Source organism: Microbacterium maritypicum (assembly GCF_008868125.1).
In the GTDB taxonomy this organism is placed as follows: domain Bacteria; phylum Actinomycetota; class Actinomycetes; order Actinomycetales; family Microbacteriaceae; genus Microbacterium; species Microbacterium maritypicum.
In genome coordinates this window covers 794,912-818,193 of the sequence record NZ_WAAQ01000001.1, presented here as the reverse complement: position 1 = coordinate 818,193, position 23,282 = coordinate 794,912, and the positions used below count along the sequence as shown (strand labels likewise).

24 protein-coding genes and 1 tRNA gene are annotated in these 23,282 nt (G+C 68.5%); 14 read left to right on the top strand and 11 right to left on the bottom strand.

Annotated elements, in window-relative coordinates:
* The first annotated feature begins 4 nt into the window (after positions 1-4).
* Positions 5-2,191: an MMPL family transporter gene (locus F6W70_RS04080; protein WP_151485981.1), complete on the top strand. Its 2,187-nt coding sequence runs from the start codon at positions 5-7 to the stop codon at positions 2,189-2,191.
* 40 nt (positions 2,192-2,231) lie between these two features.
* Positions 2,232-2,304, top strand: a tRNA-Arg gene (locus F6W70_RS04075).
* 80 nt (positions 2,305-2,384) lie between these two features.
* On the opposite strand, the gene F6W70_RS04070 is transcribed toward F6W70_RS04075, so the two are convergent.
* From F6W70_RS04070 to F6W70_RS04060, 3 genes are all read right to left on the bottom strand, one after another.
* The gene (locus F6W70_RS04070) at positions 2,385-2,882 is read right to left on the bottom strand and encodes an HNH endonuclease (RefSeq protein ID WP_029258662.1); all 498 of its coding nucleotides are present in this window, start codon (positions 2,880-2,882) and stop codon (positions 2,385-2,387) included.
* 309 nt (positions 2,883-3,191) lie between these two features.
* Entirely contained in the window at positions 3,192-3,938 is a 747-nt protein-coding gene (locus F6W70_RS04065) for a M23 family metallopeptidase (RefSeq protein ID WP_151485980.1), read from the bottom strand.
* Between the two features lie 361 nt (positions 3,939-4,299).
* A complete protein-coding gene (locus F6W70_RS04060; RefSeq protein ID WP_055865154.1) occupies positions 4,300-5,001 on the bottom strand; it encodes an iron-dependent transcriptional repressor DtxR in 702 nt (233 codons plus the stop codon).
* Positions 5,002-5,102: 101 nt separating this feature from the next.
* Here F6W70_RS04060 and serC point away from each other — a divergent pair, with 101 nt between their 5' ends.
* On the top strand, positions 5,103-6,215 hold the full coding sequence (serC, locus tag F6W70_RS04055; protein ID WP_055865158.1) for a phosphoserine transaminase: 1,113 nt from the start codon (positions 5,103-5,105) through the stop codon (positions 6,213-6,215).
* A 10-nt stretch (positions 6,216-6,225) separates the two neighbouring features.
* Here serC and F6W70_RS04050 read toward each other — a convergent pair whose 3' ends face one another.
* A complete protein-coding gene (locus F6W70_RS04050) occupies positions 6,226-6,804 on the bottom strand; it encodes a DUF3027 domain-containing protein (protein ID WP_055865161.1) in 579 nt (192 codons plus the stop codon).
* Positions 6,788-7,168 (bottom strand): cold-shock protein, encoded by a 381-nt coding sequence (locus F6W70_RS04045; RefSeq protein WP_017828921.1) that lies wholly within the window; start codon positions 7,166-7,168, stop codon positions 6,788-6,790. The genes F6W70_RS04050 and F6W70_RS04045 overlap by 17 nt, the downstream gene beginning before the upstream one ends.
* Before the next feature lie 118 nt (positions 7,169-7,286).
* Here F6W70_RS04045 and F6W70_RS04040 point away from each other — a divergent pair, with 118 nt between their 5' ends.
* From F6W70_RS04040 to F6W70_RS04030, 3 genes are read left to right on the top strand one after another with little or no spacing between them, the layout of a single operon-like run.
* Positions 7,287-7,562, top strand: a complete 276-nt coding sequence (locus F6W70_RS04040) for a multidrug ABC transporter ATPase (protein WP_151485979.1) — start codon at positions 7,287-7,289, stop codon at positions 7,560-7,562.
* 10 nt (positions 7,563-7,572) lie between these two features.
* Positions 7,573-9,282 (top strand): helicase-associated domain-containing protein, encoded by a 1,710-nt coding sequence (locus F6W70_RS04035; protein ID WP_151485978.1) that lies wholly within the window; start codon positions 7,573-7,575, stop codon positions 9,280-9,282.
* Between the two features lie 37 nt (positions 9,283-9,319).
* Complete coding sequence (locus F6W70_RS04030; protein WP_151485977.1) at positions 9,320-10,960, top strand: DNA repair helicase XPB; 1,641 nt, start codon at positions 9,320-9,322, stop codon at positions 10,958-10,960.
* Between the two features lie 10 nt (positions 10,961-10,970).
* On the opposite strand, the gene F6W70_RS04025 is transcribed toward F6W70_RS04030, so the two are convergent.
* Positions 10,971-12,002, bottom strand: a complete 1,032-nt coding sequence (locus tag F6W70_RS04025) for a CPBP family intramembrane glutamic endopeptidase (RefSeq protein ID WP_151485976.1) — start codon at positions 12,000-12,002, stop codon at positions 10,971-10,973.
* 163 nt (positions 12,003-12,165) lie between these two features.
* On the opposite strand from F6W70_RS04025, the gene F6W70_RS04020 reads away from it, so the two are divergent.
* From F6W70_RS04020 to F6W70_RS04010, 3 genes are all read left to right on the top strand, one after another.
* Complete coding sequence (locus F6W70_RS04020; RefSeq protein WP_017828926.1) at positions 12,166-12,858, top strand: response regulator transcription factor; 693 nt, start codon at positions 12,166-12,168, stop codon at positions 12,856-12,858.
* A gap of 61 nt (positions 12,859-12,919) precedes the next feature.
* Entirely contained in the window at positions 12,920-14,614 is a 1,695-nt protein-coding gene (locus F6W70_RS04015) for a sensor histidine kinase (protein WP_082524257.1), read from the top strand.
* A 141-nt stretch (positions 14,615-14,755) separates the two neighbouring features.
* The gene (locus F6W70_RS04010; RefSeq protein ID WP_151485975.1) at positions 14,756-15,043 is read left to right on the top strand and encodes a WXG100 family type VII secretion target; all 288 of its coding nucleotides are present in this window, start codon (positions 14,756-14,758) and stop codon (positions 15,041-15,043) included.
* Between the two features lie 67 nt (positions 15,044-15,110).
* Here the strand turns inward: F6W70_RS04010 and groL are convergent, their stop codons facing one another.
* The 4 genes from groL to F6W70_RS03990 all read right to left on the bottom strand — a co-directional run bounded on the left by groL (position 15,111) and on the right by F6W70_RS03990 (position 18,774).
* A complete protein-coding gene (gene groL / locus F6W70_RS04005) occupies positions 15,111-16,730 on the bottom strand; it encodes a chaperonin GroEL (RefSeq protein WP_017828929.1) in 1,620 nt (539 codons plus the stop codon).
* Between the two features lie 124 nt (positions 16,731-16,854).
* Positions 16,855-17,433 (bottom strand): LytR C-terminal domain-containing protein, encoded by a 579-nt coding sequence (locus F6W70_RS04000; protein ID WP_229778816.1) that lies wholly within the window; start codon positions 17,431-17,433, stop codon positions 16,855-16,857.
* 81 nt (positions 17,434-17,514) lie between these two features.
* Positions 17,515-17,772, bottom strand: coding sequence for a DUF3263 domain-containing protein (locus tag F6W70_RS03995; protein WP_017828931.1), 258 nt, complete (start codon positions 17,770-17,772; stop codon positions 17,515-17,517).
* Positions 17,773-17,781: 9 nt separating this feature from the next.
* Positions 17,782-18,774: a DUF2332 domain-containing protein gene (locus F6W70_RS03990; RefSeq protein WP_151485974.1), complete on the bottom strand. Its 993-nt coding sequence runs from the start codon at positions 18,772-18,774 to the stop codon at positions 17,782-17,784.
* A 71-nt stretch (positions 18,775-18,845) separates the two neighbouring features.
* Here F6W70_RS03990 and msrB point away from each other — a divergent pair, with 71 nt between their 5' ends.
* Together msrB and F6W70_RS03980 are read left to right on the top strand one after the other, a co-directional pair.
* Positions 18,846-19,250 (top strand): peptide-methionine (R)-S-oxide reductase MsrB, encoded by a 405-nt coding sequence (gene msrB / locus F6W70_RS03985; protein WP_017828933.1) that lies wholly within the window; start codon positions 18,846-18,848, stop codon positions 19,248-19,250.
* A complete protein-coding gene (locus F6W70_RS03980; RefSeq protein ID WP_151485973.1) occupies positions 19,247-19,810 on the top strand; it encodes a nitroreductase family protein in 564 nt (187 codons plus the stop codon). The genes msrB and F6W70_RS03980 overlap by 4 nt, the downstream gene beginning before the upstream one ends.
* Before the next feature lie 4 nt (positions 19,811-19,814).
* Here the strand turns inward: F6W70_RS03980 and F6W70_RS03975 are convergent, their stop codons facing one another.
* Positions 19,815-20,726: a DMT family transporter gene (locus F6W70_RS03975; RefSeq protein WP_151486623.1), complete on the bottom strand. Its 912-nt coding sequence runs from the start codon at positions 20,724-20,726 to the stop codon at positions 19,815-19,817.
* Between the two features lie 102 nt (positions 20,727-20,828).
* Here F6W70_RS03975 and F6W70_RS03970 point away from each other — a divergent pair, with 102 nt between their 5' ends.
* From F6W70_RS03970 to F6W70_RS03960, 3 genes are all read left to right on the top strand, one after another.
* Positions 20,829-21,455: an SOS response-associated peptidase family protein gene (locus tag F6W70_RS03970; RefSeq protein ID WP_151485972.1), complete on the top strand. Its 627-nt coding sequence runs from the start codon at positions 20,829-20,831 to the stop codon at positions 21,453-21,455.
* A gap of 95 nt (positions 21,456-21,550) precedes the next feature.
* Positions 21,551-22,462 carry an ABC transporter ATP-binding protein gene (locus tag F6W70_RS03965; protein ID WP_055865189.1) on the top strand — a complete coding sequence of 304 codons (912 nt, stop codon included), beginning with the start codon at positions 21,551-21,553 and terminating at the stop codon, positions 22,460-22,462.
* Positions 22,459-23,274: an ABC-2 transporter permease gene (locus F6W70_RS03960; RefSeq protein ID WP_055873869.1), complete on the top strand. Its 816-nt coding sequence runs from the start codon at positions 22,459-22,461 to the stop codon at positions 23,272-23,274. Before F6W70_RS03965 ends, F6W70_RS03960 begins: the two co-directional genes overlap by 4 nt.
* Positions 23,275-23,282 lie beyond the last annotated feature (8 nt).

Below are 23,282 nucleotides of genomic sequence, written 5' to 3'. Positions count from 1 at the left end.
CCCGATGTCCCGCCGCGAACCGACGCCGACCCCGTCCACGAGGGAGCGTTCACGACGACACTCCTGGGTGCGCGTCTTCCTCCCCGTGGCCCTGATCCTCGTGTGGCTGGTGGGCGCATCGCTCGGCGGACCCCTGTTCGGCAAGGTCGACGAGGTCTCCTCCAACGAGCAGACCACCTACCTCCCCGAGTCCGCGGATGCGACCCAGGTGCAGAAGCTGCTGGGCGAGTTCAACGACAGCGACTCGATCCCGGCCATCGCCGTGTTCACCTCCGACGAGAAGCTCACCGCTGCCGAGCTCGACGCGATCTCCGGCGCCGTCGCGGACGCGCCGAAGGTCGAGGGCGTCGGCGAAGACGTCTCTCCCGCACTCCCCTCGGATGACGGCCGCGCGGTGCAGGCCTTCATCCCGATCGACTCCGACGCCGAGCTCGCGGACGCGACGAGCGCTCTCGGGGAAGAGCTGCGCGCTGCGGTCCCCGACGGGATCACGGTCTACATCACGGGACCCGCGGGGTTCAGTGCCGACCTGGTGGCGGGCTTCGCCGGTATCGACGGCCTACTCCTGGGCGTCGCGCTCCTCGCCGTGCTGGTCATCCTGGTGCTGGTGTATCGCTCGTTCCTCCTCCCGTTGGTCGTGCTGTCCACCAGCCTCTTCGCCCTCTGCGTCGCGCTGCTCGTGGTGTGGTGGCTCGCGAAGTTCGAGATCCTGCTGCTCAGCGGCCAGACGCAGGGAATCCTCTTCATCCTGGTGATCGGCGCTGCCACCGACTACGCCCTGCTGCTGGTCGCGCGCTTCCGAGAAGAGCTGCGCGTCTCACAGGACAAGGGCACCGCGATCATGGCGGCGTGGAAGGGCTCGGTCGAGCCGATCGTCGCATCGGGCGGCACGGTGATCGCAGGGCTCCTGTGCCTGCTGCTCAGCGATCTGAAATCCAACAGCACGCTCGGGCCGGTCGCGGCGATCGGCATCGTGTTCGCGATGCTCTCCGCCCTGACGCTGCTGCCGTCACTGCTGCTGCTCTTCGGACGCGCCGTCTTCTGGCCGCGACGCCCGCGCTTCGAGCCGGAGGTCGTCGCCGCAGAGCACGGCATGCGCACCACGGGTCTGTGGGCGCGACTCGCCGGCTTCATCAAGCGCCGTCCGCGCGTAATCTGGATCGTGACCACGCTCGTCCTGCTCGCGGGAGCGGCGGGAGTCACCCAGCTCGATGTGGACGGCGTACCGCAGTCCGACCTGGTCCTCGGTGCATCGGAAGCGCGCGACGGCCAGGTGGCGCTCGGCGAGCACTTCCCCGGCGGATCCGGCAGTCCGGTCTACGTCGTCGTCGCCGAGGAACAGCTGCAGGACGCCGCTGACATCCTGCTCGCGAACGACGGCGTCGACGCGGTCTCCGTGACCTCCGCCGACTCCCCGAGCGGCTCGGCCCCTGTGACCGCAGACGGGATCACGGCCGTGGGCCCTCCCGGAACGCCGGTCCCCGAGCCGACCACGGTGAAGGGCGACGTGCTCCTGCAGGGCACTCTGACCGATGCCGCGGACTCCGAGGCCGCAGCCTCCACGGTGCGCGAGCTTCGCGGCGAGCTCGACGGCGTGGATGCCCTGGTGGGAGGAGTCACGGCGACCTCGATCGACACCAACGACGCCTCGATCCACGACCGGAACCTCATCATTCCCGTCATCCTCGTGGTGATCATGTTCATCCTGATGCTGCTGTTGCGCTCGGTCCTCGCGCCCGTGCTGCTGATCCTCACCACGGTGCTGTCCTTCGGCACGGCGATGGGGGTGTCGGCGCTCGTCTTCAACGGCATCTTCGCCTTCCCCGGTGCCGATCCCGCAGTTCCTCTCTTCGGTTTCGTCTTCCTCGTCGCGCTCGGCATCGACTACAACATCTTCCTGATGACGCGAGTGCGCGAGGAGTCGAAGGCGCATGGGACGCGGGAGGGCATCCTGCGTGGTCTCTCGATCACCGGCGGCGTGATCACGTCGGCGGGTCTCGTGCTCGCCGCGACCTTCGCCGCGCTGTCGGTGATCCCGATCCTGTTCCTGGTACAACTCGCCTTCATCGTCGCCTTCGGTGTGCTCCTGGACACCTTCGTCGTGCGTTCGCTGCTGGTCCCGGCACTGACCTACGACATCGGCAAGGCGATCTGGTGGCCGTCGAAGCTGTGGCGGCGCGGGAAGGACTGAGACGTGGCGGCGTGCATCCAGTCGCTTAGACTGGATGCACGCCCACGTAGCTCAGGGGATAGAGCAGCCCTCTCCTAAAGGGCAGGTCGCAGGTTCGAATCCTGTCGCGGGCACGACGTCGAAGAGAAGAGGGGCCGCCCGAGAGGGTGGCCCCTCTTCGATGTCTCAGGCCCTCGTCAGCGGGTCCGCGGCGTCAGGCGGCCAGAGCGAGGTACGGCTCCCATCGCGGGTCGCTGCGTTCGGTTCCGCGCACGGTCCAGGCGGTGCCGTGCGGCGGTCGAGGGGTGAAGCGCAGCTGCCAGCGCATCTCCTGCGGCGTGCGATCACTCTTGACGTTGTTGCAGCGCAGGCAGCACGCGACGAGGTTCTCCCAGGAGTCCGCTCCCCCGCGCGAGCGCGGCAGCACGTGATCGATCGTCGATGCCGCCTTCCCGCAGTATCCGCAGCGGTGGTTGTCGCGGCGGAGCACACCGCGCCGGGTGACCGGCACACGCCTGCTCGTCGGGACCCGCACGTAGCGGGCCAGGATGATGACCGCCGGGCGATCGTAGACGCCGTGCGTGCCCCAGACGGGGTCTTCCTCGACCCGTTCGATCACGGTCGCCTTGTCGTTCATCACCAGCACCAGGGCTCGTTTGAACGACACGATCGCCAGCGGCTCGTATCCGGCATTCAGGACCAGTGTGCGCATTCGTCATCCTCTCGATCCGCCGGGACGGCTTCCCGGCACTCTCGACTCACACGAGGTCGTGCAGGAGACAGATCGATCGCGGGGACGAAAAAAGGCGCCGTCTAGAGACAGCGCCTTTCGCGCACGGCAACGCCGTGGCATCCCTGCGGGCTATGCAGAAGGACGTGACGACCGAGGGCATCCATGGTTCGGATGCTCGGTATTCGCTCCATCAGCCTCTCCCACCTGTACGACAACGGGATCAGGCTAACCCATCGCGCTGGGTGCAGGGCGAAACAGCGGGTGAATGGAGTGAGGCGTGTCCGGAAATCAGCCGGCGTTGACCGAGAGCCAGGACATGGGCTCCACGAGTCCGCCGTTGATCCAGACCTCGAAGTGGAGGTGGTTGGCGGTCGAGCGGCCGGTGCTGCCGACGTAGCCGATCAGCTGCCCGGCGGAGACCGACTGCCCCGCCTGCACCTGACGCGAGCCGTAGAGCATGTGGCCGTAGGTGGTCTGCACACGCTGCCCACCGACGACGCTGTCGAGCATCACGGCAACGCCGTAGCCGCCGATGCTCTCGGCGGAAGCACGGACGACGCCGGCGGCGGCCGCATAGATCGGCGTACCGGCCGGAGCGAGCATGTCGGCACCGTTGTGCGCACCACCCACCGTGCGACTGACGTTCCACGAACCCATGGGAAGCGGATAGCGCACCTCACCGGAACCCGGCGAGGTGAGCGCGTAGCCCGCGGTGTTGAAGCGCGAGGAGGCGGTCCCTGCGGTGGAAGCGGCGGCGGCTGCACGTGCTGCGGCTGCCTCTTCCGCCTTCTTCTTCGCGATCTCCTCGGGGGTGGTCGCGCTGAAGGTGCCGCGAGCGAGCGGTGCCGCAGTGGCCTGCGAAGCGACGACGAGCGACTGCGCGTCGACGGCCGCGAGCTGCTGAACAGTCGTCGGCGCGGCTTCGCTCGGCTTCGTCGAGGCGAAGGCGGGCAGCGCGATTCCGGCGACCAGTGCACCGACGGCCCCGAAGATGGCGATGGATCGGAGTGGCTTGACGGCCTTGCGAGCACTCATGCGCGCACCGGATCGGCGGGCGGGTACTCGGTCTTCAGATGTCTTCTTCGCGGGCGGTTCGATGTCTGCGGCCAAAACTTGGTCCTCCTGGGCCCTCGCGCTGTTCGGGTCAGCGCTGGCTCGTCGGCACTCTGCTCTCGTGGCACGAATGTAGCTCGGGTACTTTGTGCGTTCCTGCCGTGAAGACGACGAGCCTGGAAGGCAATCTTCGCGGGTTCATCTCCAGCGGGCTTCTTCGCTGGCGACCTGTCCGAGGTTACCGGAAGATAACGATCATGTCACCCCGGGAATCTGACAATCACCGCAGAAGCCTCCGGCGCCCCGCCGCTGAGTTGGCGTCGGCCCCGGATTTCTCGCGGGATCAGGCCGGTTCGCCGACCAGGAAGATGTGCGATGCCAGCTCCACCGGGAGCTCGAGCCCCTCGTCTTTGCCGTCCATCTGGATGAGCACGTAGCCCTCGCTGAAGCGGAAGTCTCCGTGGGCGCCGGGAACGACACCTGCGTCACGCAACTGCTCGAGCAGCTCGGGATCGACCTGAGCCGGCTCGGCGAGACGACGGACCGTGCCCTCGACGGGTGCACCCGCGGCGTTCAGGCGCTGGACGAGTCCGATGACGCCCTCGTCGAAGGTGCGCGCGGGAACGTCTCCGAGCTGGTCGAGTCCGGGGATCGGATTGCCGTACGGCGACTCGGTGGGATGTCCGAGCAGCTCGACGAGGCGGCGTTCGACCTGCTCGCTCATGACGTGCTCCCAGCGGCAGGCCTCTTCATGCACGAACGCCCAGTCGAGTCCGATGACGTCGGACAGCAGACGCTCGGCGAGCCGATGCTTGCGCATGACGTTGACGGCCTTGTTGCGCCCCGCGTCTGTGAGCTCGAGAGTGCGGTCCTCGGAGACGATGACGAGACCGTCGCGCTCCATGCGGCCGACCGTCTGCGACACGGTCGGACCGGAGTGGCCGAGACGTTCGGAGATGCGCGCGCGCAGCGGCACGATGTTCTCCTCCTCGAGTTCGAGGATGGTGCGGAGATACATCTCCGTGGTGTCGATCAGGTCGGTCATGTGCAGGCCCTCCGAGGTTCTTAGGCAAGCCTACATTCCTCGGCGGACATCGGACTCTCGAGCGGTCCTGCGACAGGTCGAGCGCCCCCTAGAATCGACCCATGGCGATCGAGATTCCCCGTGACCTCCTGCCCATCGACGGCCGCTTCGGCTGCGGTCCCTCGAAAGTGCGCCCTGCGCAGCTCGAGGCACTGGTCTCTTCGGGGTCGACGATCCTGGGGACATCGCATCGTCAGGCGCCGGTGAAGAACCTCGTCGGCAGCGTCCGCGAGCAGCTCGCCGCCCTGTTCCGCATTCCCGAGGGATACGAGATCATCCTCGGCAACGGCGGATCGACCGCGTTCTGGGACGCGGCAGCTTTCGGCCTCATCGAACGCCGCAGCCAGAACCTCGTGTTCGGCGAGTTCGGCGGCAAGTTCGCCGCCTCCGCCGCCGCGCCTTGGCTCGAGGCACCCGACGTGCGCAAGGCCGAGCCCGGCTCGCTGACCGTCGCCGAGGTCGTGGAAGGCGTCGACGTGTACGCCTGGCCGCACAACGAGACCTCGACCGGCGTCGCCGCACCGATCCAGCGCATCGCCGTCGATGGCGCACTGACCGTCATCGACGCCACGAGCGCGGCGGGAGGTATCGACTTCGATGCCGCACAGGCCGACGTGTACTACTTCGCACCGCAGAAGAACCTCGGCTCCGACGGTGGCCTGTGGTTCGCCGCGGTCTCGCCGGCCGCGATCGAGCGCATCGATCGCATCGCCGCGTCGGGTCGCTACATCCCCGAGTTCCTGAGCCTGAAGAACGCGGTCGACAACTCGCGGCTCAACCAGACGTTGAACACCCCGGCACTGACGACCCTGCACCTGCTCGACAGCCAGCTGCGCTGGATCCTCGACAACGGCGGCCTCGCCTGGGCGGCGGCGCGCACCGCCGAGTCGTCTTCGGTTCTGTACGACTGGGCCGAGGCCTCCTCCGTCGCGACGCCGTTCGTCACGGAAGCCGCACACCGCTCACCCGTGGTCGCCACGATCGACTTCGACGACAGCATCGATGCCGCGGCGATCGCGAAGACGCTCCGCGCGAACGGGATCGTCGACACGGAGCCCTATCGCAAGCTCGGGCGAAACCAGCTGCGCGTGGCCACGTTCGTCTCGATCGAGCCGGATGACGTGCGTCAGCTGACCCGATCGATCGAGTACGTGCTGGAGAACCTGGGCGCCTGAGCGCCTGGAGTCACTCCTCCTCGTCGACCTCGCCGGCGTCCTCATCGAGGGCGTCGGCGTCGTCGTCTTCCGACTCTTCGTCTTCGGCGGCGCCGTCGTCGAGTTCGTCGATGTCCACGCCGTCCAGATCGCCGGCGTGCAGGATGTCCGCTTCGCCGTCGTCGAGGTCGTCGTCATCGAGGTCGTCGTCGTCGAGACCATCGTCGGCCAACGCATCGTCGCCGATCGCCACGTCGCCGCCGGCAGCAGCGGCCGCCTCGGCGAGCTCGACCTGATGGGCGCGGTACTCGGCCAGCCTCTCGGCCCAGGGGACCCACTCCGGCGCGAGCAGCGCGCCGTCGCCGGGCAGGAGTTCGATCTCGAGGACCGTAGGCTCCTCGCCCTCGACGCGGGCGACGGTCACGGTCCAGAACCACCCCGGGTAGCCGGGGAGTCGGTTCTGGAAGCGCAGCGAGACCGAGCCGTCTTCCTCGGCGAGGTATCCGGCGGCGGGGCCGACAGTGGACGCCGGGGTGATCTCGGCCAGCGCGGCCAGCGCGAGGTCGTGGGCGGCGATGAGACGCGCGTCGGCGTCAGGCGTCGAGGTCATCAGCGACCTTGCGCAGGACGGCCGCGATCTTGCGGCCCTGTCCGGAAGAGGGGTAGCGCCCGCGGCGCAGATCCCCGCCGATGCCGTCGAGGAGCTTCACGAGATCCTCGACGATGATGGCCATGTCGTCTGCAGGCTTGCGCTTGGCCTTCGAGAGGCTGGGCGGTGCCTCGAGCACACGCACGGACAGCGCCTGGAGTCCGCGCTTGCCGTCGGCGACGCCGAACTCCACGCGTGCACCGGCCTTCACCGCGGTGCCGGTGGGCATCGCGGAGGCGTGCAGGAAGACGTCCTGGCCGTCATCGCTGGCGATGAAGCCGAAACCCTTGTCTTCGTCGTAGAACCTGACCTTGCCGGTGGGCATGGGAGAACCTCGCTGAGATCGATATGCAGAACAGTGGACGCGCTCGTGCGCGTGCCCCCAGCCTACCGGTCGTGGCGCTCGCGCAGCCGAAGGCCTCAGTGCGAGTAGGCTGAGGCGGATGAGCATGCAGAATTCCGAACCGGAGGTTCCCATCCGCCGGCTGGATCGTATCCTGGCGTTCACCGCGCTCGGAATCGCCGCGGCGTCCGTGGTGTGCTTCTTCGCGATCATCATCGGCACCGCGCTCGGGATGGACCAGGCCGCGTTTGGCGAGGGCATCTGGCCCGTCGTCGCCGCGATCCCCTACTGGGGACTGCCGGTCGCCTTCCTCATGATCATCACGCTCCTGACGATGAGCTTCATCCGGAAGGGACGCGCGTCTTCGCGTTCCTGAGGCATCGGCCATGAGCACTCACGCGCGACCGCTGGCGGATTGGCTGGCGGCAGCGAGCGATGACGACCTCCGCCACCTCTTCCGCGCACGGGGCGTGCGAGCGGATGCGCCGTGGCAGGACTTCTTCGATGCCGCTGAGGCACTGCTCGATCCGGCATCGCTGACGCGTGTGCTCCCCACGCTCACGGCATCCGAGGCGAGCGCGCTGGTCTCCGCCGCCGCCGGACAGGACGCCGGACGCGAGACGGAGCAACTGAAAGCGCTCGCGCTGCTCCGTCCCGACGGCACGCCCTATCCCCCGGTGGTCGCCGCGATCGCCGGGCGCACCGCCTCCGGACCGCCCGCCGAAGCACCGGCACCGGCCTCGTCCGAGGCTGCCGCAGCGCACGCGGCCGAGCGCGCCTTCACGACCGTGGCCGTGCTCGCCGACCTTCTGATGATCGCGAGGGAGAGCCCGTTCGCCCTGCTCACGGGCGGTGGCGTCAGCGCCGGCGAGAAGCGTCAGCTCACCGAAGCCGGCGTCCCCGCCGAGATCGTCGACACCCTCGCCGCCATCGCCCTCCAGTCCGGGCTCGCCGTCTCCGCAGACCGGCGGCTGCGATCGAGCCAGTCGGCGGAGGACTGGCTGCGCTCGTCCGCTGCCGATCGATGGGCGGTCCTTGCGACCGCGTTCCGCGACGCGCTGCCACGCGGAGTCCGCTCCGAGACCGGCGGATGGATCCCGCCCGAGGTATGGCCGTTCGCACACCCGTGGGATCCCGCCTGGGCCGAGCGTTCGCGCACCCTGCAGGAAGCGGCTTCGCTGCTCGGTCTGATCGCCGAGGACGGAACCGAGCCCGAGTGGGCCGTGAGCCTGCGTCGCGGGGATGCCGCCGACCCGGAAGCTCTCGTGCGCCTGCTGCCGACCGAGGTCGACCGCATCTTCTTGCAGAACGATCTGACGGCGATCGCACCGGGTCCGCTGGAGCCGGCGCTCGACGTGCGACTGCGCACGATCGCGGCCCGGGAGTCCGCAGCCCAGGCGTCGTCCTACCGCTTCACCTCCGAGTCGGTGGCGCACGCGTTCGTCGCAGGCGAGACCGAGCAGTCGATCCTCGATTTCCTCTCCTCCGTCTCCCTCACGGGTCTCCCTCAGCCCCTCAGCTACCTGATCGCCCAGACCGCCCAGCGACACGGACTGGTCCGCGTCTCGACCGATGACGAGACCGGCCGCACGCGGATCGAGAGCTCCGACTCGCACCTCATCCAGGCGATGGCGGTGGATCAGTCCCTCCGCCCGCTCGCCCTCACCGCGCACCTCGACGCCCTGACCACCCGCGTCGGCCGGGACACGGTGTACTGGGCGCTCACCGATGCGCGATATCCGGCGACGCTCGTCGGCCCCGACGGCGCCCTGCTCGTCCGCGAGCGGCATCCGGCGCCCCCGTCGTCGGCATCGACCGGGGACTCGATCGACCTGATGCCGCTCATCACCCGGTTGCGCTCGCATCAGGGACCGGATGCCGATGCGGCGTGGCTCGACCGTGAGCTCGAGGCTGCCGTGCGCGCGAAGTCCGTCCTCCAGGTCACGGTCGGGATGCCGGACGGATCGACCAGGGAACTCCTCCTGGAAGCGACAGGGATCGGCGGCGGCAGGCTCCGCGGACGAGACCGGGCGGCCGACGTGGAGCGGACCCTCCCGGTGTCGAGCATCCTCACGGCGACGATCGTCGCGCCGTAGGGCCCTGCACCTGTCTCGACCGCTAAACTGGTGAGCTATGTCTGATGGCCCACTGATCGTCCAGAGCGATCGCACCGTGCTGCTCGAAGTCGCCCACGCCGACGCCGAGAGCGCCCGCCACGAGCTGGCGATCTTCGCCGAGCTGGAACGCGCCCCCGAGCACATCCACACCTACCGGATCACGCGTCTGGGGCTGTGGAACGCCAGAGCCGCAGGGCACACCGCCGAAGACATGCTCGAGACGCTCGATCGCTGGTCGCGCTTCCCCGTGCCGCCTTCCGTGTCCGTCGACCTGCGCGAGACGGTGAACCGCTACGGGCGGCTGGTCATCGAACGCGACGACGAGGGGACCCTGATCCTGCGCTCCACCGATCCCGCCGTGCTGGCGCAGGTCGCGAACAACAAGCGCATCCAGCCGTTGCTCATCGGCCACCCGACGCCTGAGACGTTCGTCGTCGATGCCTGGGCTCGCGGGCAGATCAAGCAGGAGCTGCTGAAGATCGGCTGGCCCGCCGAAGACCTCGCCGGGTACACCCCGGGGACACCGCACGAGATCGACCTCGCCGAGGACGGCTGGCACATCCGCCCCTACCAGCAGGATGCCGTCGATGCTTTCTCGAAGGACGGCTCCGGCGTCGTCGTGCTCCCCTGTGGCGCCGGCAAGACGATCGTGGGCGCCGGCGCGATGGCCGCGACCAAGACCACCACGTTGATCCTCGTCACCAACACCGTCTCGGCCCGCCAGTGGCGCGACGAGTTGCTCAAGCGCACCAGCCTCACTCCCGAGGAGATCGGCGAGTATTCGGGCCAGGCCAAAGAGGTCAAGCCCGTCACGATCGCGACCTACCAGATCCTGACTGCGAAGCGTAAGGGCGAGTACGCGCACCTGGCGCTGCTCGATGCCCTCGACTGGGGCCTCATCGTGTACGACGAGGTGCACCTGCTGCCGGCTCCGGTGTTCAAGCTCACCGCCGACCTGCAGGCGCGTCGACGCATCGGCCTCACCGCCACCCTCGTACGCGAGGACGGACGCGAGGGCGACGTCTTCAGCCTGATCGGCCCCAAGCGCTTCGACGCTCCCTGGAAGCAGATCGAGGCGCAGGGCTTCATCTCCCCCGCCGCGTGCTACGAGGTGCGCGTCGATCTGCCGCCGAGCGACCGGCTCGAATACGCCGCGGCGACCGACGACGAACGCTATCGCCTGGCGGCCTCCGCCCCGGCGAAGGTCCAGGCGGTGCGTGAACTCATCGCCAAGCACGAGGGCGAGCGCATCCTCGTGATCGGACAGTATCTCGATCAGCTCGAGTCGCTGTCCGAGGCTCTGAACGCGCCGCAGATCACCGGCGCGACCCCCATCGACGAGCGCGAAGAGCTCTACCGCGCCTTCCGCGAAGGCGACATCTCGCTCCTCGTGGTCTCCAAGGTGGCGAACTTCTCGATCGACCTCCCTGAGGCCTCGGTCGCGATCCAGGTGTCCGGCTCCTTCGGATCGCGTCAGGAGGAGGCCCAGCGACTGGGTCGCCTGCTGCGCCCGAAGCAGTCGGGGCACACCGCGAGCTTCTACACCCTCGTCGCCCGCGACACGATCGATCAGGACTACGCCCAGAACCGCCAGCGTTTCCTGGCCGAGCAGGGATACAGCTACACGATCATGGACTCGGACGCGATCGCCGCCTGACCGCGGAAGATCACGCTCGGGCGGAACGTCCCTGCAGGGCGAGGCCGAGGTGATGGGTACCGGTCGCCCCCACGGTGGGCGATGCGGCCCGCGCCGTGCGTGCGATCCCGAGCCTCGCCGCCCAACGGTCGGCGAGCAGGGCGTAGACGACCATGGCCAGCGCTGACGCGAGAAGGTCGACAGCCGTGCCCGAGGTCGCGTTGGCGTCGACCAAGGTGACGGATCCGAGCAGGAAGATGAGCACGTTGTTGACGATGTGCAGCGAGATCGCCGCCTCGAGTCCACCCGTGCGCCAGGTCAGCCAGGCGGCGACGATCGCGAACATGCCCACGCTGGCCGCGCCCCAGATGTCGTAGCCGTGGCCGAGCACGAACAGCGGCACGGGCAGGAGGATGGCGAAGGCGGGATGACGCAGCCATCCCCCGACCAGCTGCATCAGATACCCGCGGAACACGTACTCCTCGGCCGCGGCCTGGAAGGGGATCAGCAACAGCACGAGCAGCACCATGATCCACAGCCCCGGGTGCGAGAAGTCGGCGGTCACCGCGTCGCCGGTGAGCGCCGACCACCCCAGCACGACGGCGAAGTAGACGACGAACACCGCGAGTGCCAACAGCAGACTCCTGCCGAGCCATCCCATCCGCAGACGCCCGGTGACGGACGACAGCAGACCGACCCCGCGTCCCTCGACGATCCGCGAGGCCAGCAGCAGGGCGGGGATCATCAGGATCAGCGGCAGCACCAGCGCCACGAGCAGCCACGGGCGGTCGAGGTCGAAATACTGCGACGTCGTGAGGAGCACCTGCGCATCGATGCCCCACCCCGGGACGAGCATCGACACGATGGCCAGCGGCACGATCACGATGAGCAGGATCGCGATGTAGAGGGCGATGCCGACGAGCCCGGTCAGCAGCATGCGCCACCAGCGATACCGCGGCCGCAGGCGTGCCAGCCGGTGGTAGGCGAGCTGCTCGACACCGGGCAGTCCGGCCTGTGCGACGGTGTTTCCGGGGGCGGGGGTGGCGTCCTCGTTCAAGCTCATACCTCGATCCTCCCGTGCGCAGCTGTGCGCCGCATCCGACCGTGGGACGATCTCGGCTCCCGCCGTCCACTTGCCGCGCGCCCGGCTCGCTCGAAGGGGGCGACTCCACGCCGTTCCGCACAATAGTCAGCATCCACATGGCCGGAGTCACCATAATGGGGACATGACTGCTCCGCGCATCCTGGTCGTCGATGACGAACCCAACATCCGCGACCTGCTCTCCACGGGTCTCAGCTTCGCCGGATTCCAGGTGAAGACGGTCGCCAACGGCGCCGCCACGATCTCGGCCGTCCTCGAAGAGGAGCCAGACCTCATCATCCTGGATGTCATGCTGCCCGACATGAACGGGTTCAGCGTGACCAAGCGCCTCCGCGGCGCGGGTTTCACCGCCCCGATCCTGTTCCTGACGGCGAAGGACGGCACCGACGACAAGATCGAAGGCCTCAACGCGGGTGGCGACGACTACGTCACCAAGCCGTTCAGCCTCGACGAGATCGTCGCCAGGGCCCAGGCGATCCTCCGCCGCACGATGCAGGCCGACGAGGAGTCGATCATCCGCGCCGGTGAGCTCTCCATGGATCAGGACACGCACGACGTCCACGTCGGCAAGGAGCCGATCGAGTTGAGCCCGACGGAGTTCAAGCTGCTCCGCTACCTGATGCTCAACCCGAACCGCGTGCTGTCGAAGGCCCAGATCCTCGACCACGTCTGGGAGTACGACTTCAACGGCGACGCCGGCATCGTGGAGAGCTACATCTCCTACCTCCGCCGCAAGATCGATCCGCACACCGAAGAGTCGTTGATCCAGACCAAGCGCGGCTTCGGCTACATGCTCAAGGTCGGCAAGACGGTCTGACGACCACCGCACCACCATCGACGCCGCCCCGCGGCGGAGTCGCCGCATGAGGGAGGACCGCATGGCGCACAAGCCCGATGCGGTCACCAGCTGGTGGCGACGCATCAGCCTTCGGGCGAAGGTCACCGGCGTCACGGTCGCGGTACTCGCCCTCGGCCTGCTCGTCGCGGGTATCGGCACGGTGCCGATCCTGCGCAACGCCCTGGTCGCGAACATCGACGCCCAGCTTCCCGCCCTGGTCTCCAGTGACCTGGTCGATCGCTACTTCGACACCGTGACGGTCGATGGCGTCAGCACCTACACCCCCCGCGACGAGCAGCCTCGGGACTTCTCCTTCGCGATCTACGACGCGACGGGCGAGCTCCGCGCGACGGCACGCGGCACCGCGGGCCAGGCGCCTCTGTTCCCCGCCCAGTACTCCCTCACGAAAGCGACGGCGAACACCGACCAGATCCCGCTCGAGATGGAGGGAGCCGACGGCCAGCGCTTCCATGCCGCCGTCGCCGTGGTCCCCTCGGAGGGCGGAGTGCTGCGCATTCAGCTGGTGGCCCTGCCGCTCTCGCCTGCCGATCGCATCATCAGCCAGTACTTCGGCATCTACATCACGATCGCCCTGATCACCATCCTGATCGCCGCACTCCTCACGCGTGGACTCGTGACCCTGACGTTCCGCAGGCTCGGCCAGGTCGAGGCGACGGCCATGTCGATCGCCGCCGGCGACTTCCGGCAGCGGCTGACCGACCTCGAGCCGACCACAGAGGTCGGGCGGTTGAACACCGCCATCAACACGATGCTCGATCGCGTCGACCGCTCTCTCGCGCAGCGGGACCGCACGGTGCAGCACATGCGGCGGTTCATCGGCGATGCGAGCCACGAGCTGCGCACGCCGCTGGTGAGTGTCCGCGGCTACGCGGAGCTGTACCGCATGGGCGCGATCAAGGGCGAGGAGGATACGGCCCGGGCCATGGAGCGCATCGAGAAGGAAGCCATCAGGATGGGTGTCCTGGTGGAGGACCTTCTCGCTCTCGCCCGGTTGGACGAGGAACGCGAGCCGGAGATCGTGCCGCTCGATCTGCGGCCGATCGCGAGGGACGCCGCCCTCGATCTGCGTGCCGCGGCTCCCGGACGCACGGTCACCGTGATCGACCGCACCGCCGACAGCAAGACCGTGATCCCCGTTCACGAGATCCCACCGCTTCAGCCGCCGCAGCCCCCGACCCCGCGCGGCCTGTCGCGCGCCACGCTCTCGCGCCTTCGCCGTCGTCCCCGGCCGCAGGAGCAGGCCCCAGCCATCGACTTCACAGAGGTCACCGATCTCCCTGTGCGCACACCGCCGATCGTGCTCGGCGAAGAGAACAAGGTCCGTCAGGTGGTCACCAATCTGCTGGGCAATGCGCGCCGATTCTCCCCGGAAGACGGTCCGATCGAGATCGTCGTCGACTCGGACCGCGTCGCGGGAACCGGAAGCATCGCGATCGTCGATCACGGCGAGGGGATCCCTCCGCAGATCCGTGAGCAGATCTTCGAGCGGTTCTGGCGAGCCGACACCTCACGCGCCAGGGAGACGGGAGGCTCCGGCCTCGGGCTCGCCATCGTCGCATCGATCCTGAAGGCGCTGCACGGCGGCGTCGACGTCTCGGAGACCCCTGGTGGCGGCGCGACGTTCACCGTCACACTTCCTCTCGCACCGGCGCAGGCCACTCCCGCGCATCTCCTCGAGGACACGCAGCCTCTGGAACGGCTCGATCTGCCCTGAGCCCAGGCCCGGACCGCCTGCGCCCCTGCACCACCGCTGCCGCGCACCGATTGCGCACAGCACGCGGAGCTCACTGTCTTCGTAGGTGCACACGGCAGCGACGTCCGCTTAGCCTCGGAACCCCTACGAGAAGGAGTTCCCATGTCTGTCTTCACCGTCGACACCGAAGCCGTCCATGCGGCCCACGCAGCGACACGCGCCACCATCGAGCGCTTGCAGAGCGAGTCCGCGACCCTGATGGCCCAGCTCCGCCAGCTGCAGTCCACCTGGTCGGGGACGGCGTCCAATGCCTTCCAGACGTGCGCGGAGCAGTGGCAGGGCGCTCAGGTCCACGTGGAGCAGGTGCTCGAATCGATCGGCAGCTCTCTCGGCTCGGTCGCCACCCAGTACGCAGACGCCGATCAGTACTCGGCCAGTCTGTTCCGGTGACACCACCTCGGCATCAACGCAGAACGCCCCCGGCCGAAGCCGGGGGCGTTCTGTCAGGAGAGCGGGATCAGAAGTCCATGCCACCCGACGGGTCACCCATGGGAGCTGCAGCCTTCTCGGGCTTGTCAGCGACGACGACCTCGGTGGTGAGGAAGAGGGCCGCGATCGAGGCTGCGTTCTGCAGCGCCGAGCGGGTCACCTTCGCCGGGTCGATGATTCCCGCAGCGAACATGTCGACGTACTCACCCGTGGCCGCGTTGAGGCCCTGGCCCGAGGGGAGCTCGGAGACCTTGTTCGCGACGACACCCGGCTCGAGACCGGCGTTCAGCGCGATCTGCTTGAGCGGAGCCTCGATCGCGACGCGGACGATGTTCGCACCGGTCGCCTCGTCGCCCGAGAGCGAGAGGGAGTCGAGGGCCTTGGTGCCCGACTGGATGAGCGCGACGCCACCACCGGGGACGATGCCCTCCTCGACGGCTGCCTTCGCGTTGCGAACGGCGTCCTCGATGCGGTGCTTGCGCTCCTTGAGCTCGACCTCGGTCGCAGCTCCGGCCTTGATGACGGCAACGCCACCGGCGAGCTTCGCCAGGCGCTCCTGGAGCTTCTCGCGGTCGTAGTCGCTGTCGGTGTTCTCGATCTCGCGACGGATCTGCGTGACGCGACCCTCGATCTGGTCTGCCTCGCCGGCACCCTCGACGATGGTGGTCTCGTCCTTGGTGACGATCACCTTGCGTGCACGACCGAGCAGGTCGAGCGTGGCGTTCTCGAGCTTGAGGCCGACCTCTTCGGTGATGACCTGACCACCGGTGAGGATCGCGATGTCCTGCAGCTGCGCCTTGCGGCGGTCGCCGAAGCCGGGAGCCTTGACGGCGACCGACTTGAAGATGCCCTTGAGCTTGTTCAGCACGAGCGTCGCGAGAGCCTCGCCCTCGACGTCCTCGGCGATGATGACGAGCTCCTTGCCGTCCTGGATCACCTTGTCGACGATGGGCAGGAGGTCCTTGATGTTGGAGACCTTCTGGTTCGCGATGAGGATGTACGGGTCCTCGAAGACCGCCTCCTGGCGCTCCGGGTCCGTGACGAAGTAGGGGTTCAGGTAACCCTTGTCGAAGCGCATGCCCTCGGTGAGCTCGAGCTCGGTGCCGAACGTCTGCGACTCCTCGACGGTGACGACGCCCTCCTTGCCGACCTTGTCGATCGCCTCGGCGATGAGCTCGCCGATCGCGGGGTCAGCAGCGGAGATCGAGGCCGTGGCGGCGATCTGCTCCTTGGAGTCGATCTCCTTGGCGCTGGCGAGCAGCTCCTCGGTGATCGCAGCGACGGCCTTCTCGATGCCGCGCTTGAGCGAGATGGGGTCGGCGCCGGCTGCGACGTTGCGCAGACCCTCGCGGACCAGAGCCTGGGCGAGGACCGTGGCGGTCGTGGTGCCGTCACCTGCGACGTCGTCGGTCTTCTTGGCGACCTCCTTGACGAGCTCCGCGCCGATCTTCTCGTACGGGTCGTCCAGCTCGATCTCCTTGGCGATGGAGACGCCGTCGTTCGTGATCGTGGGGGCGCCCCACTTCTTCTCGAGAACGACGTTGCGGCCGCGCGGGCCGAGGGTGACCTTGACCGCGTCGGCGAGGATGTTCAGGCCGCGCTCGAGGCCGCGGCGGGCCTCCTCATCGAAAGCAATGATCTTTGCCATGAGTTTTTTCGTCCCTCCTGGACGTAGACGTTGGGTTTAGCACTCAGAGTGAGAGAGTGCTAACGCCATTCTGGCACTCGACACCTTCGAGTGCAAGCCGCCGGAGGTGAGGTCCACCCGGGGGTCAGGGGGCCGGAGTCTCCCCGGGCGTCTCGGACGCCGAGCTCGATCGATCGAGGCCGATCACCACGGTGAACTGCTTCTGCCCGTCCTCCGTCTGACCGGAGTAGTAGTCGCTCTGCTGCACGGCTGCGCCGCCGAGGAGGTTCGCCAACCCGATCGCTGCGAGCTCGTCCTCGTCGTTGAGGTAGAAGACCGTCGTGGCGGGGAAGTCCTGGCTGGAGCTGTCGCCCGCGAAGACGATGTCCGACGCCCACCCGTTGTTGATGAGCAGATCCCTCATCTGCGTGTCCAGGCCCTCGTCCGGCGTGCCGTTGAGGATCAGCACGGAGATCGAGGTGTCCACCACGCCGGTCTCCTCCGGGGTGGGCACGGCGGTGGGCACGGCCTCGGGGAAGAGCGAGACTCGACCCATCACCACGAGGGACCCGAAGATCCCGCCGATGATGAGCACGAGCGCGGCGACGAAGGACCACAGCAGCACGACCCAGCCGTTCATCCCCGGCGCTTCGGCGCGGTGCGCTCCTACACGTCCGGAGGAACGGGGAACGTCATCGAAGCGATCGCGGGAGGGCTTGGACACCCCTCGATGCTAGCGGCACCTTCCTGGCAATCCGTTCCTCGGCGCGGATCATGCGATGCACAAGGCTGTCAGTGCGTGCGTTCAGCCCACGAAACCCGGCGTCCGGGCCGAGCGCTGCCTGGCACGGGAATCCCGGATCCGACGCAGTCTCCGCACCAGCATCGGGTCGTACTCCAGAGCGGCTTCCGATTCGATCAGTCGCCCGAGGAGCTGGTAGTAGCGCGCCGCGCTCATCCCCAGCTGGGCACGGATGACCTCTTCCTTGGCCGAGCCGTGGCGCGGCCACGCGACCTCCATCGCGAGGATCGCGCGGTCGCGCTCCGTGAGATCTCCGAGCATGGGTCCAGGTTAGGACGCATCCGCGGGGAGGGCTGTTCGCCACTCCCACCAGGCGCCGAGAGGATCCGCGGCCGCACGCACCTGCCCGTCGATCGCGACGACGAAGCCCGGCCAATCTTCCGTGTCCACCGGAGGCACCCAGACATCCAGGGCACCGGGCGGATCGATCGTGACCCAGCGCGCGTCCAGGGCGGAGATGCGCGCGACCAGGGCGCTCCTGCGCTCCCGCGGGATGTGGACAAGAACGCCGGGTGTCGTGATGACGAGCGTCGCCTCCGTCGGTGCGGCGGCCGCGAGCGCCTCGATACCCTCCAGAGCATCCCCGGCGACGAGCAGAGGCGGATGGGATGCCGCGATGTTCAGCGCGGCATCGATGCGCTCGTCCCTCCCCCTCTCCCCCGGCCACACGAGTCCGCGCAGCCACCTCCGATCCCGTTCGTCCGCCGCATCCAGCGGAGCCAGATCGATGCCTGCCCTCCAGACGATCTCCGGAAGACGCAACCGGGGCAGAGGTCCGGTCACCGTGCTCTCCAGCACGACTGTCGACGGTCCTTCCACGGGGTCGAGCGCGGCTCGGAGCGCGCCGTCGTCACCGAGGAAGCGATACGAGTAGCGGTCCGGGTAGAGGCAGAGCCCCGCAGAGGCTCCGACCTCGAGCAACGCGATCGGGCCGTCGATCTCGGACAGCACGGGAAGCAGCGCGGCGAGGCGGAGCGGCTCATTGGTCTGCAGGCTGCGACTCGCGCACTCCGCGACGACCTCGTCGGCGTTGCGGAGCACGAACTCCCGCCACTGCGGATACGCCGCGAGTCCGGCGCCGAGCATCCGGGTCACGGCGAACACGAGAGGCGGTTGCCTCCGCGTCTCCGGAATCCGCAGCAGGACACCCCGCACCTCTTCGTCAGCGGCGACTCCGGTGGCCCATGCCGCGTAGAGGGCGCTGCGACCGGGCGCCTCGTCACGGGCGAATCGTGCGTAGCGCTCCTGCACAGCATCCGTCATCCGTCCATTCTGACCCGGAGCACCCGAGACCTCGCCGCGCGGGGGAGAATGGAGACGACTCAGGAGGACACATGTCGTACAGCGTGGACAAGACCGAAGACGAATGGCGCGAAGAGCTCGGCGAGGAGCAGTACGCCGTGCTGCGGCAGGCCGCGACCGAACGGGCCTGGACCGGTGAGCTGCTCGATGAGGAGCGTGCGGGCCTCTACACGTGCGGCGCCTGCAACGCCGAGCTCTTCAAGAGCGGCACGAAGTTCGACTCCGGATGCGGATGGCCCAGCTTCTACGAGTCGATCCGCCCCGATGCGGTCGAGCTCATCGAAGACGACAGCCTCGGGATGGTGCGCACCGAGGTGCGCTGCGCCAACTGCGGGTCGCACCTCGGCCACGTGTTCCCCGACGGGTTCGGAACTCCGACGGGCGACCGCTACTGCATGAACTCGATCGCACTGAACTTCACCCCCGACGCGTCGTGAGCGCCCTCGACGCCGTCCGGGCACGGCAGTCCTGGTCGAAGGTCGAAGACACCGCGCCGACCCGCGAGGAGCTGCTGACGTTCGTCGCTGCGGCAGGCCGCGTCGCCGACCACTCATCGCTGCGGCCCTGGCGGCTGATCGAGCTGCGCGGCGCGGATCGCGAGGTGCTGGGCGCGGCGATCGCGAAGGCCCAGGGAGATTCCTCACCCTCGTCGAAGCCGCTTCGCGCTCCGCTGCTCATCGCCGTCGTCGCGAGCTACCGCAAGAGTGAGAAGGTGCCCCGGTGGGAGCAGGAGGCGGTCGCGTCCGGTGTCGCGCACGTGCTGAGTCTTCTGCTCGACGAGGCCGGGTGGGGCGTCATCTGGCGCACGGGCCACTACACGCGTGCCAAGGCGGTGGCCAAGGCCCACGGCCTCGGCAAGAACGAGGAGCTCCTCGGCTGGCTCTACGTGGGTGGCAAGCCCGAAGGCAAGAAGCCCGGCCGGCGCAAGAGCGTCGATGCCCGCAAGCTCGTCACGCGCCTGCCCGCGGCGAGCACCGAGAAGGCGAAGAAGAAGTAGCGCCTCAGCGTCGACGCCGCCACGGCATGGCCACGACGACCGACCCGACGGCGACCACGACCATCGCGAGCACCTGCCAGAGCGCAGGTCCCGCCGCCGGTGGCCACCGGAGGTCGATCACGACCGACGTGACCAGCTGCCCGAGCACCGATCCCAGGCCCATCAGCAGCACACCCGTCTGGGCCACGATGAAGGTGCCGAGCAGGATGTAGGCGGCGCCCAGGAAGCCCCCGAGGTAGAGCCAGGGCTCCGTCGGCAGCGCAGCAGGTGCGCCGCGGAACGCGACGCTCACACCCGACGCCAGCGCGAGGACCACGGTGCCGGCGATGAAGCTCATCAGAGTCGCGGCCAGCGGCGAGCGCGCGCGCTGCGCCAGCCGCCCGTTGGTCGCCGCCTGCCACGCGATGCCGACGCCCGCTGCGAACGGCAGCAGCAGCATCCACAGCGGTGCGGAGGCGAGCACATCGCCGGAGAGCGAGATGCCGACCGCCGCGAGCGCGAGCAGACCGCCGAGGACCCGACCGGGAGTGACCGCGACGACACCGGCCGGGCCGAAGCCGATCCGATCGAGCACGAGGCCGTGCACCGTCTGCCCGGCCACCACGCCGACGGTGAACAGCGAGACGCCGAGCACCCCCGCCGTGAGTCCCTGGGTGGAGACGGTGAGCGCGCCGCAGGCGCCCCCGAGCAGCATCCAGAACGGGATCGTCTGCTGCCGGATGCCGACGCGGAGTCTCGCCACTCCTCGTCGGGCCGAGGGGAGACAGATGATCACGAGCGCGAGCGCCAGGAGGCCCACGGAGAAGGAGACGAAGCCGGCGACGATCCCATCGTCGACACGCACTCCGAGCACTCCGTTGATCCGCGCCTGGATCGCCGTCATCACCCCGATCGCCACCGCACCGCCCAGTGCCACCGGGGCGGGAAGTCGACGGGGCTCTGGCACCTGTCGACCCTACCCGAGCCCGTGGGCGCTCTCGTTCCTGCGGATGTCGGAGCCCGGCGCTACGCTGGCGGCATGTGCGCGAGCTACGGTCTCGATCCCCGATTCACCGATGCGGAGCTCCTCGCCGCCGCCGACGACGCGGTGCTCGAGGGCCTGCGGGTGTGGGCACGCGAGAATGCGGGTGAGACCGTCCGCCCCACGGGCAAGAACCTGCGCAACCTCAATCCCCTGGTCGTGCAGCCCGATGCCGCGCCGACCCTGGAGCCCGCGTGGTGGGGCTTCCTCGTGAACGGCGAGCCGGCGAAGTTCCCCTCGATCAACACCCGCGCCGAACGCCTTCAGGAGCGTCCAGGAGGGGCGAAGTCGAGAGCGATCGTGCCGGCGACGAGCTGGTACGAGATGCAGAAGCCCTCTCGCCAGTGGAACGAGTTCATCATCGACGACGGCACCCTGTTCGGCATGGCCGCGGTCACCCAGCGCGGGCGCACCGCCGACGGCGAGTGGTTCACGTGCTACTCGATCGTGATGCGCCCCGCCCCGGCCCACCTCGTCGATCTGCACGATCGGATGCCGCTGCTGGTCCCCTCCTCGTTGAGCCACGACTGGCTGACCGCGCCGGCGTCGAGGGAGATCATCGACGAGGCGGTCCTCGCCTCCGATGAGATGGCCGCGCGCGTGCAGGCACGTCCTCGGCCCTGAGGTGCGGATGTCCGTCGCCGGGCGGACCCTCTCTCCATCAGATGTGTACCTGAGGAGGACGCGCGATCCCGGGGTCGCTCCGTAACGTTGTCCTCATGATCACAGCAGAAGGCCTCACCAAGAGATTCGGAGACAAGACCGCCGTCGATGACGTGTCGTTCACGGTCAAGCCGGGCAGCGTCACCGGATTCCTGGGCCCGAACGGCGCCGGGAAGTCGACCACCATGCGGATGATCGTCGGCCTCGACCGGCCGACGTCCGGCCGTGCCGCCATCGCCGGCCGCGAGTACCGCAAGCTGCGCGCACCGCTCACCGAGGTGGGCGTGCTCCTCGACGCGAAGGCGGTGCACACCGGCCGCACCGCGCGCAACCATCTCCGCGCGATGGCCGCGACCCACGGCATCCCCTCCTCTCGCGTCGACGAGGTGATCGACCTCGCCGGCATCGGATCGGTGGCCCGCAAGCGTGCAGGCGGGTTCTCGCTCGGCATGGGACAGCGCCTCGGTATCGCCTCGGCGCTGCTCGGCGACCCGCACACGCTGATCCTCGACGAGCCGGTCAACGGCCTCGACCCCGAGGGCGTCCGCTGGGTCCGCCAGTTCGTCCGCCACGCCGCATCCGAGGGGCGCACCGTGCTCCTCTCGAGCCATCTGATGAGCGAGATGGCGCAGACCGCCGACCACGTCATCGTGATGGGACGAGGCCGCGTGCTCGCGGATGCGCCGCTCCCCGAACTCGTGCGCTCGTGGACCCGCAACACGGTCAGGGTGCGCACTCCCCGCCCGGCCGATCTGGCCGCAGCCGTCGGCGGACCCGATGTCGAGATCGTGAGCTCGGCTCCCGACCTGCTCGACATCGTGGGGCTGCCTGCTGCGCGCATCGGCGACCTCGCTGCGGACCGCGGCATTGCGCTGCACGAACTCACCCCGACCACCGGTTCGCTCGAAGACGCCTACCTCGCCCTCACCGGCGACTCCGTCGAGTACCGCACCAAGGAGATCTCATGACCACGACACAGGCCCCCGCCGCCACACGGCCGCGCGTGGACACCGGTCGAAAGCTGACGTTCGTGCGCGCGCTGCGCGGTGAATGGATCAAGCTCGCCACCCTGCGCTCGACCTGGTGGTCCATCGGGATCGCCGCCGCTCTGACCGTGGGGATCGCGGTTCTCATCGCCCAGGCCCTCGACATGCCGGACTTCGAGCCGATCCAGGCCGTCATCATGCCCATCCAGTTCACGATGCTGCTCGCCGGCATCATCGGTGCGATCTCGGTCACCGGCGAGTACTCGACCGGAATGATCCGCTCGACGCTCACGGCGAATCCTGTTCGCGGATCGGTGCTGGCGGCGAAGTCGACCGTGCTGGCCGTCTTCATGTTCCTGTCGTCGCTGGTGATCTTCGCCATCGCCGCCCTCGCCGTCACTCTCATCGTGGCGCCGCGGGATCAGAGCATCGACTGGTCCGATCCGTCGGCCTCGATCCTGCCGATCGTCGTAGCCTCGCTGTCCATGGCTGTCTTCGCCCTCATCGGCGTCTCGTTCGGGTTCATCCTGCGCTCGGGAGCCGGAGCCATCGCCGCCACCGTCGGCGTGCTGTTCGTGCTGCCTATCGTCGCGAGTTTCTTCTCCTTCGCCGGCGAGGCGTGGGCGTGGGTCATCGAGGCCTCGTCCTACCTCCCGGTGGCGGCTGCGCAAGCCGCGATCATGCCCAGTGAGACGGCGGCTCTCGACGCACCCACCGCGTTCCTGACGCTGGGCTGCTGGGTCGCCGGTGGTGCCCTGGTCGCGTGGGGCGTGCTGCGCACGCGCGACGCGTAAAGTCGGCC

Bases quoted from the DNA above. Each gene is read 5' to 3' on its own strand.
- F6W70_RS04070 (WP_029258662.1), bottom strand. From the start codon at position 2,882: ATGCGCACACTGGTCCTGAATGCCGGATACGAGCCGCTGGCGATCGTG.
- msrB (WP_017828933.1), top strand. From the start codon at position 18,846: ATGTCGTACAGCGTGGACAAGACCGAAGACGAATGGCGCGAAGAGCTC.
- F6W70_RS03965 (WP_055865189.1), top strand. From the start codon at position 21,551: ATGATCACAGCAGAAGGCCTCACCAAGAGATTCGGAGACAAGACCGCC.
- F6W70_RS04045 (WP_017828921.1), bottom strand. From the start codon at position 7,168: ATGCCCACCGGCAAGGTCAGGTTCTACGACGAAGACAAGGGTTTCGGC.
- F6W70_RS04025 (WP_151485976.1), bottom strand. From the start codon at position 12,002: ATGAGCTTGAACGAGGACGCCACCCCCGCCCCCGGAAACACCGTCGCA.
- F6W70_RS04010 (WP_151485975.1), top strand. From the start codon at position 14,756: ATGTCTGTCTTCACCGTCGACACCGAAGCCGTCCATGCGGCCCACGCA.
- F6W70_RS04020 (WP_017828926.1), top strand. From the start codon at position 12,166: ATGACTGCTCCGCGCATCCTGGTCGTCGATGACGAACCCAACATCCGC.
- F6W70_RS04015 (WP_082524257.1), top strand. From the start codon at position 12,920: ATGGCGCACAAGCCCGATGCGGTCACCAGCTGGTGGCGACGCATCAGC.
- F6W70_RS04050 (WP_055865161.1), bottom strand. From the start codon at position 6,804: ATGACCTCGACGCCTGACGCCGACGCGCGTCTCATCGCCGCCCACGAC.
- F6W70_RS03970 (WP_151485972.1), top strand. From the start codon at position 20,829: ATGTGCGCGAGCTACGGTCTCGATCCCCGATTCACCGATGCGGAGCTC.
- F6W70_RS03995 (WP_017828931.1), bottom strand. From the start codon at position 17,772: ATGCTCGGAGATCTCACGGAGCGCGACCGCGCGATCCTCGCGATGGAG.
- F6W70_RS04040 (WP_151485979.1), top strand. From the start codon at position 7,287: ATGAGCATGCAGAATTCCGAACCGGAGGTTCCCATCCGCCGGCTGGAT.
- F6W70_RS03990 (WP_151485974.1), bottom strand. From the start codon at position 18,774: ATGACGGATGCTGTGCAGGAGCGCTACGCACGATTCGCCCGTGACGAG.
- F6W70_RS04060 (WP_055865154.1), bottom strand. From the start codon at position 5,001: ATGACCGACCTGATCGACACCACGGAGATGTATCTCCGCACCATCCTC.
- F6W70_RS04065 (WP_151485980.1), bottom strand. From the start codon at position 3,938: ATGAGTGCTCGCAAGGCCGTCAAGCCACTCCGATCCATCGCCATCTTC.
- F6W70_RS04080 (WP_151485981.1), top strand. From the start codon at position 5: ATGTCCCGCCGCGAACCGACGCCGACCCCGTCCACGAGGGAGCGTTCA.
- F6W70_RS04035 (WP_151485978.1), top strand. From the start codon at position 7,573: ATGAGCACTCACGCGCGACCGCTGGCGGATTGGCTGGCGGCAGCGAGC.
- groL (WP_017828929.1), bottom strand. From the start codon at position 16,730: ATGGCAAAGATCATTGCTTTCGATGAGGAGGCCCGCCGCGGCCTCGAG.
- F6W70_RS03960 (WP_055873869.1), top strand. From the start codon at position 22,459: ATGACCACGACACAGGCCCCCGCCGCCACACGGCCGCGCGTGGACACC.
- F6W70_RS04030 (WP_151485977.1), top strand. From the start codon at position 9,320: ATGTCTGATGGCCCACTGATCGTCCAGAGCGATCGCACCGTGCTGCTC.
- serC (WP_055865158.1), top strand. From the start codon at position 5,103: ATGGCGATCGAGATTCCCCGTGACCTCCTGCCCATCGACGGCCGCTTC.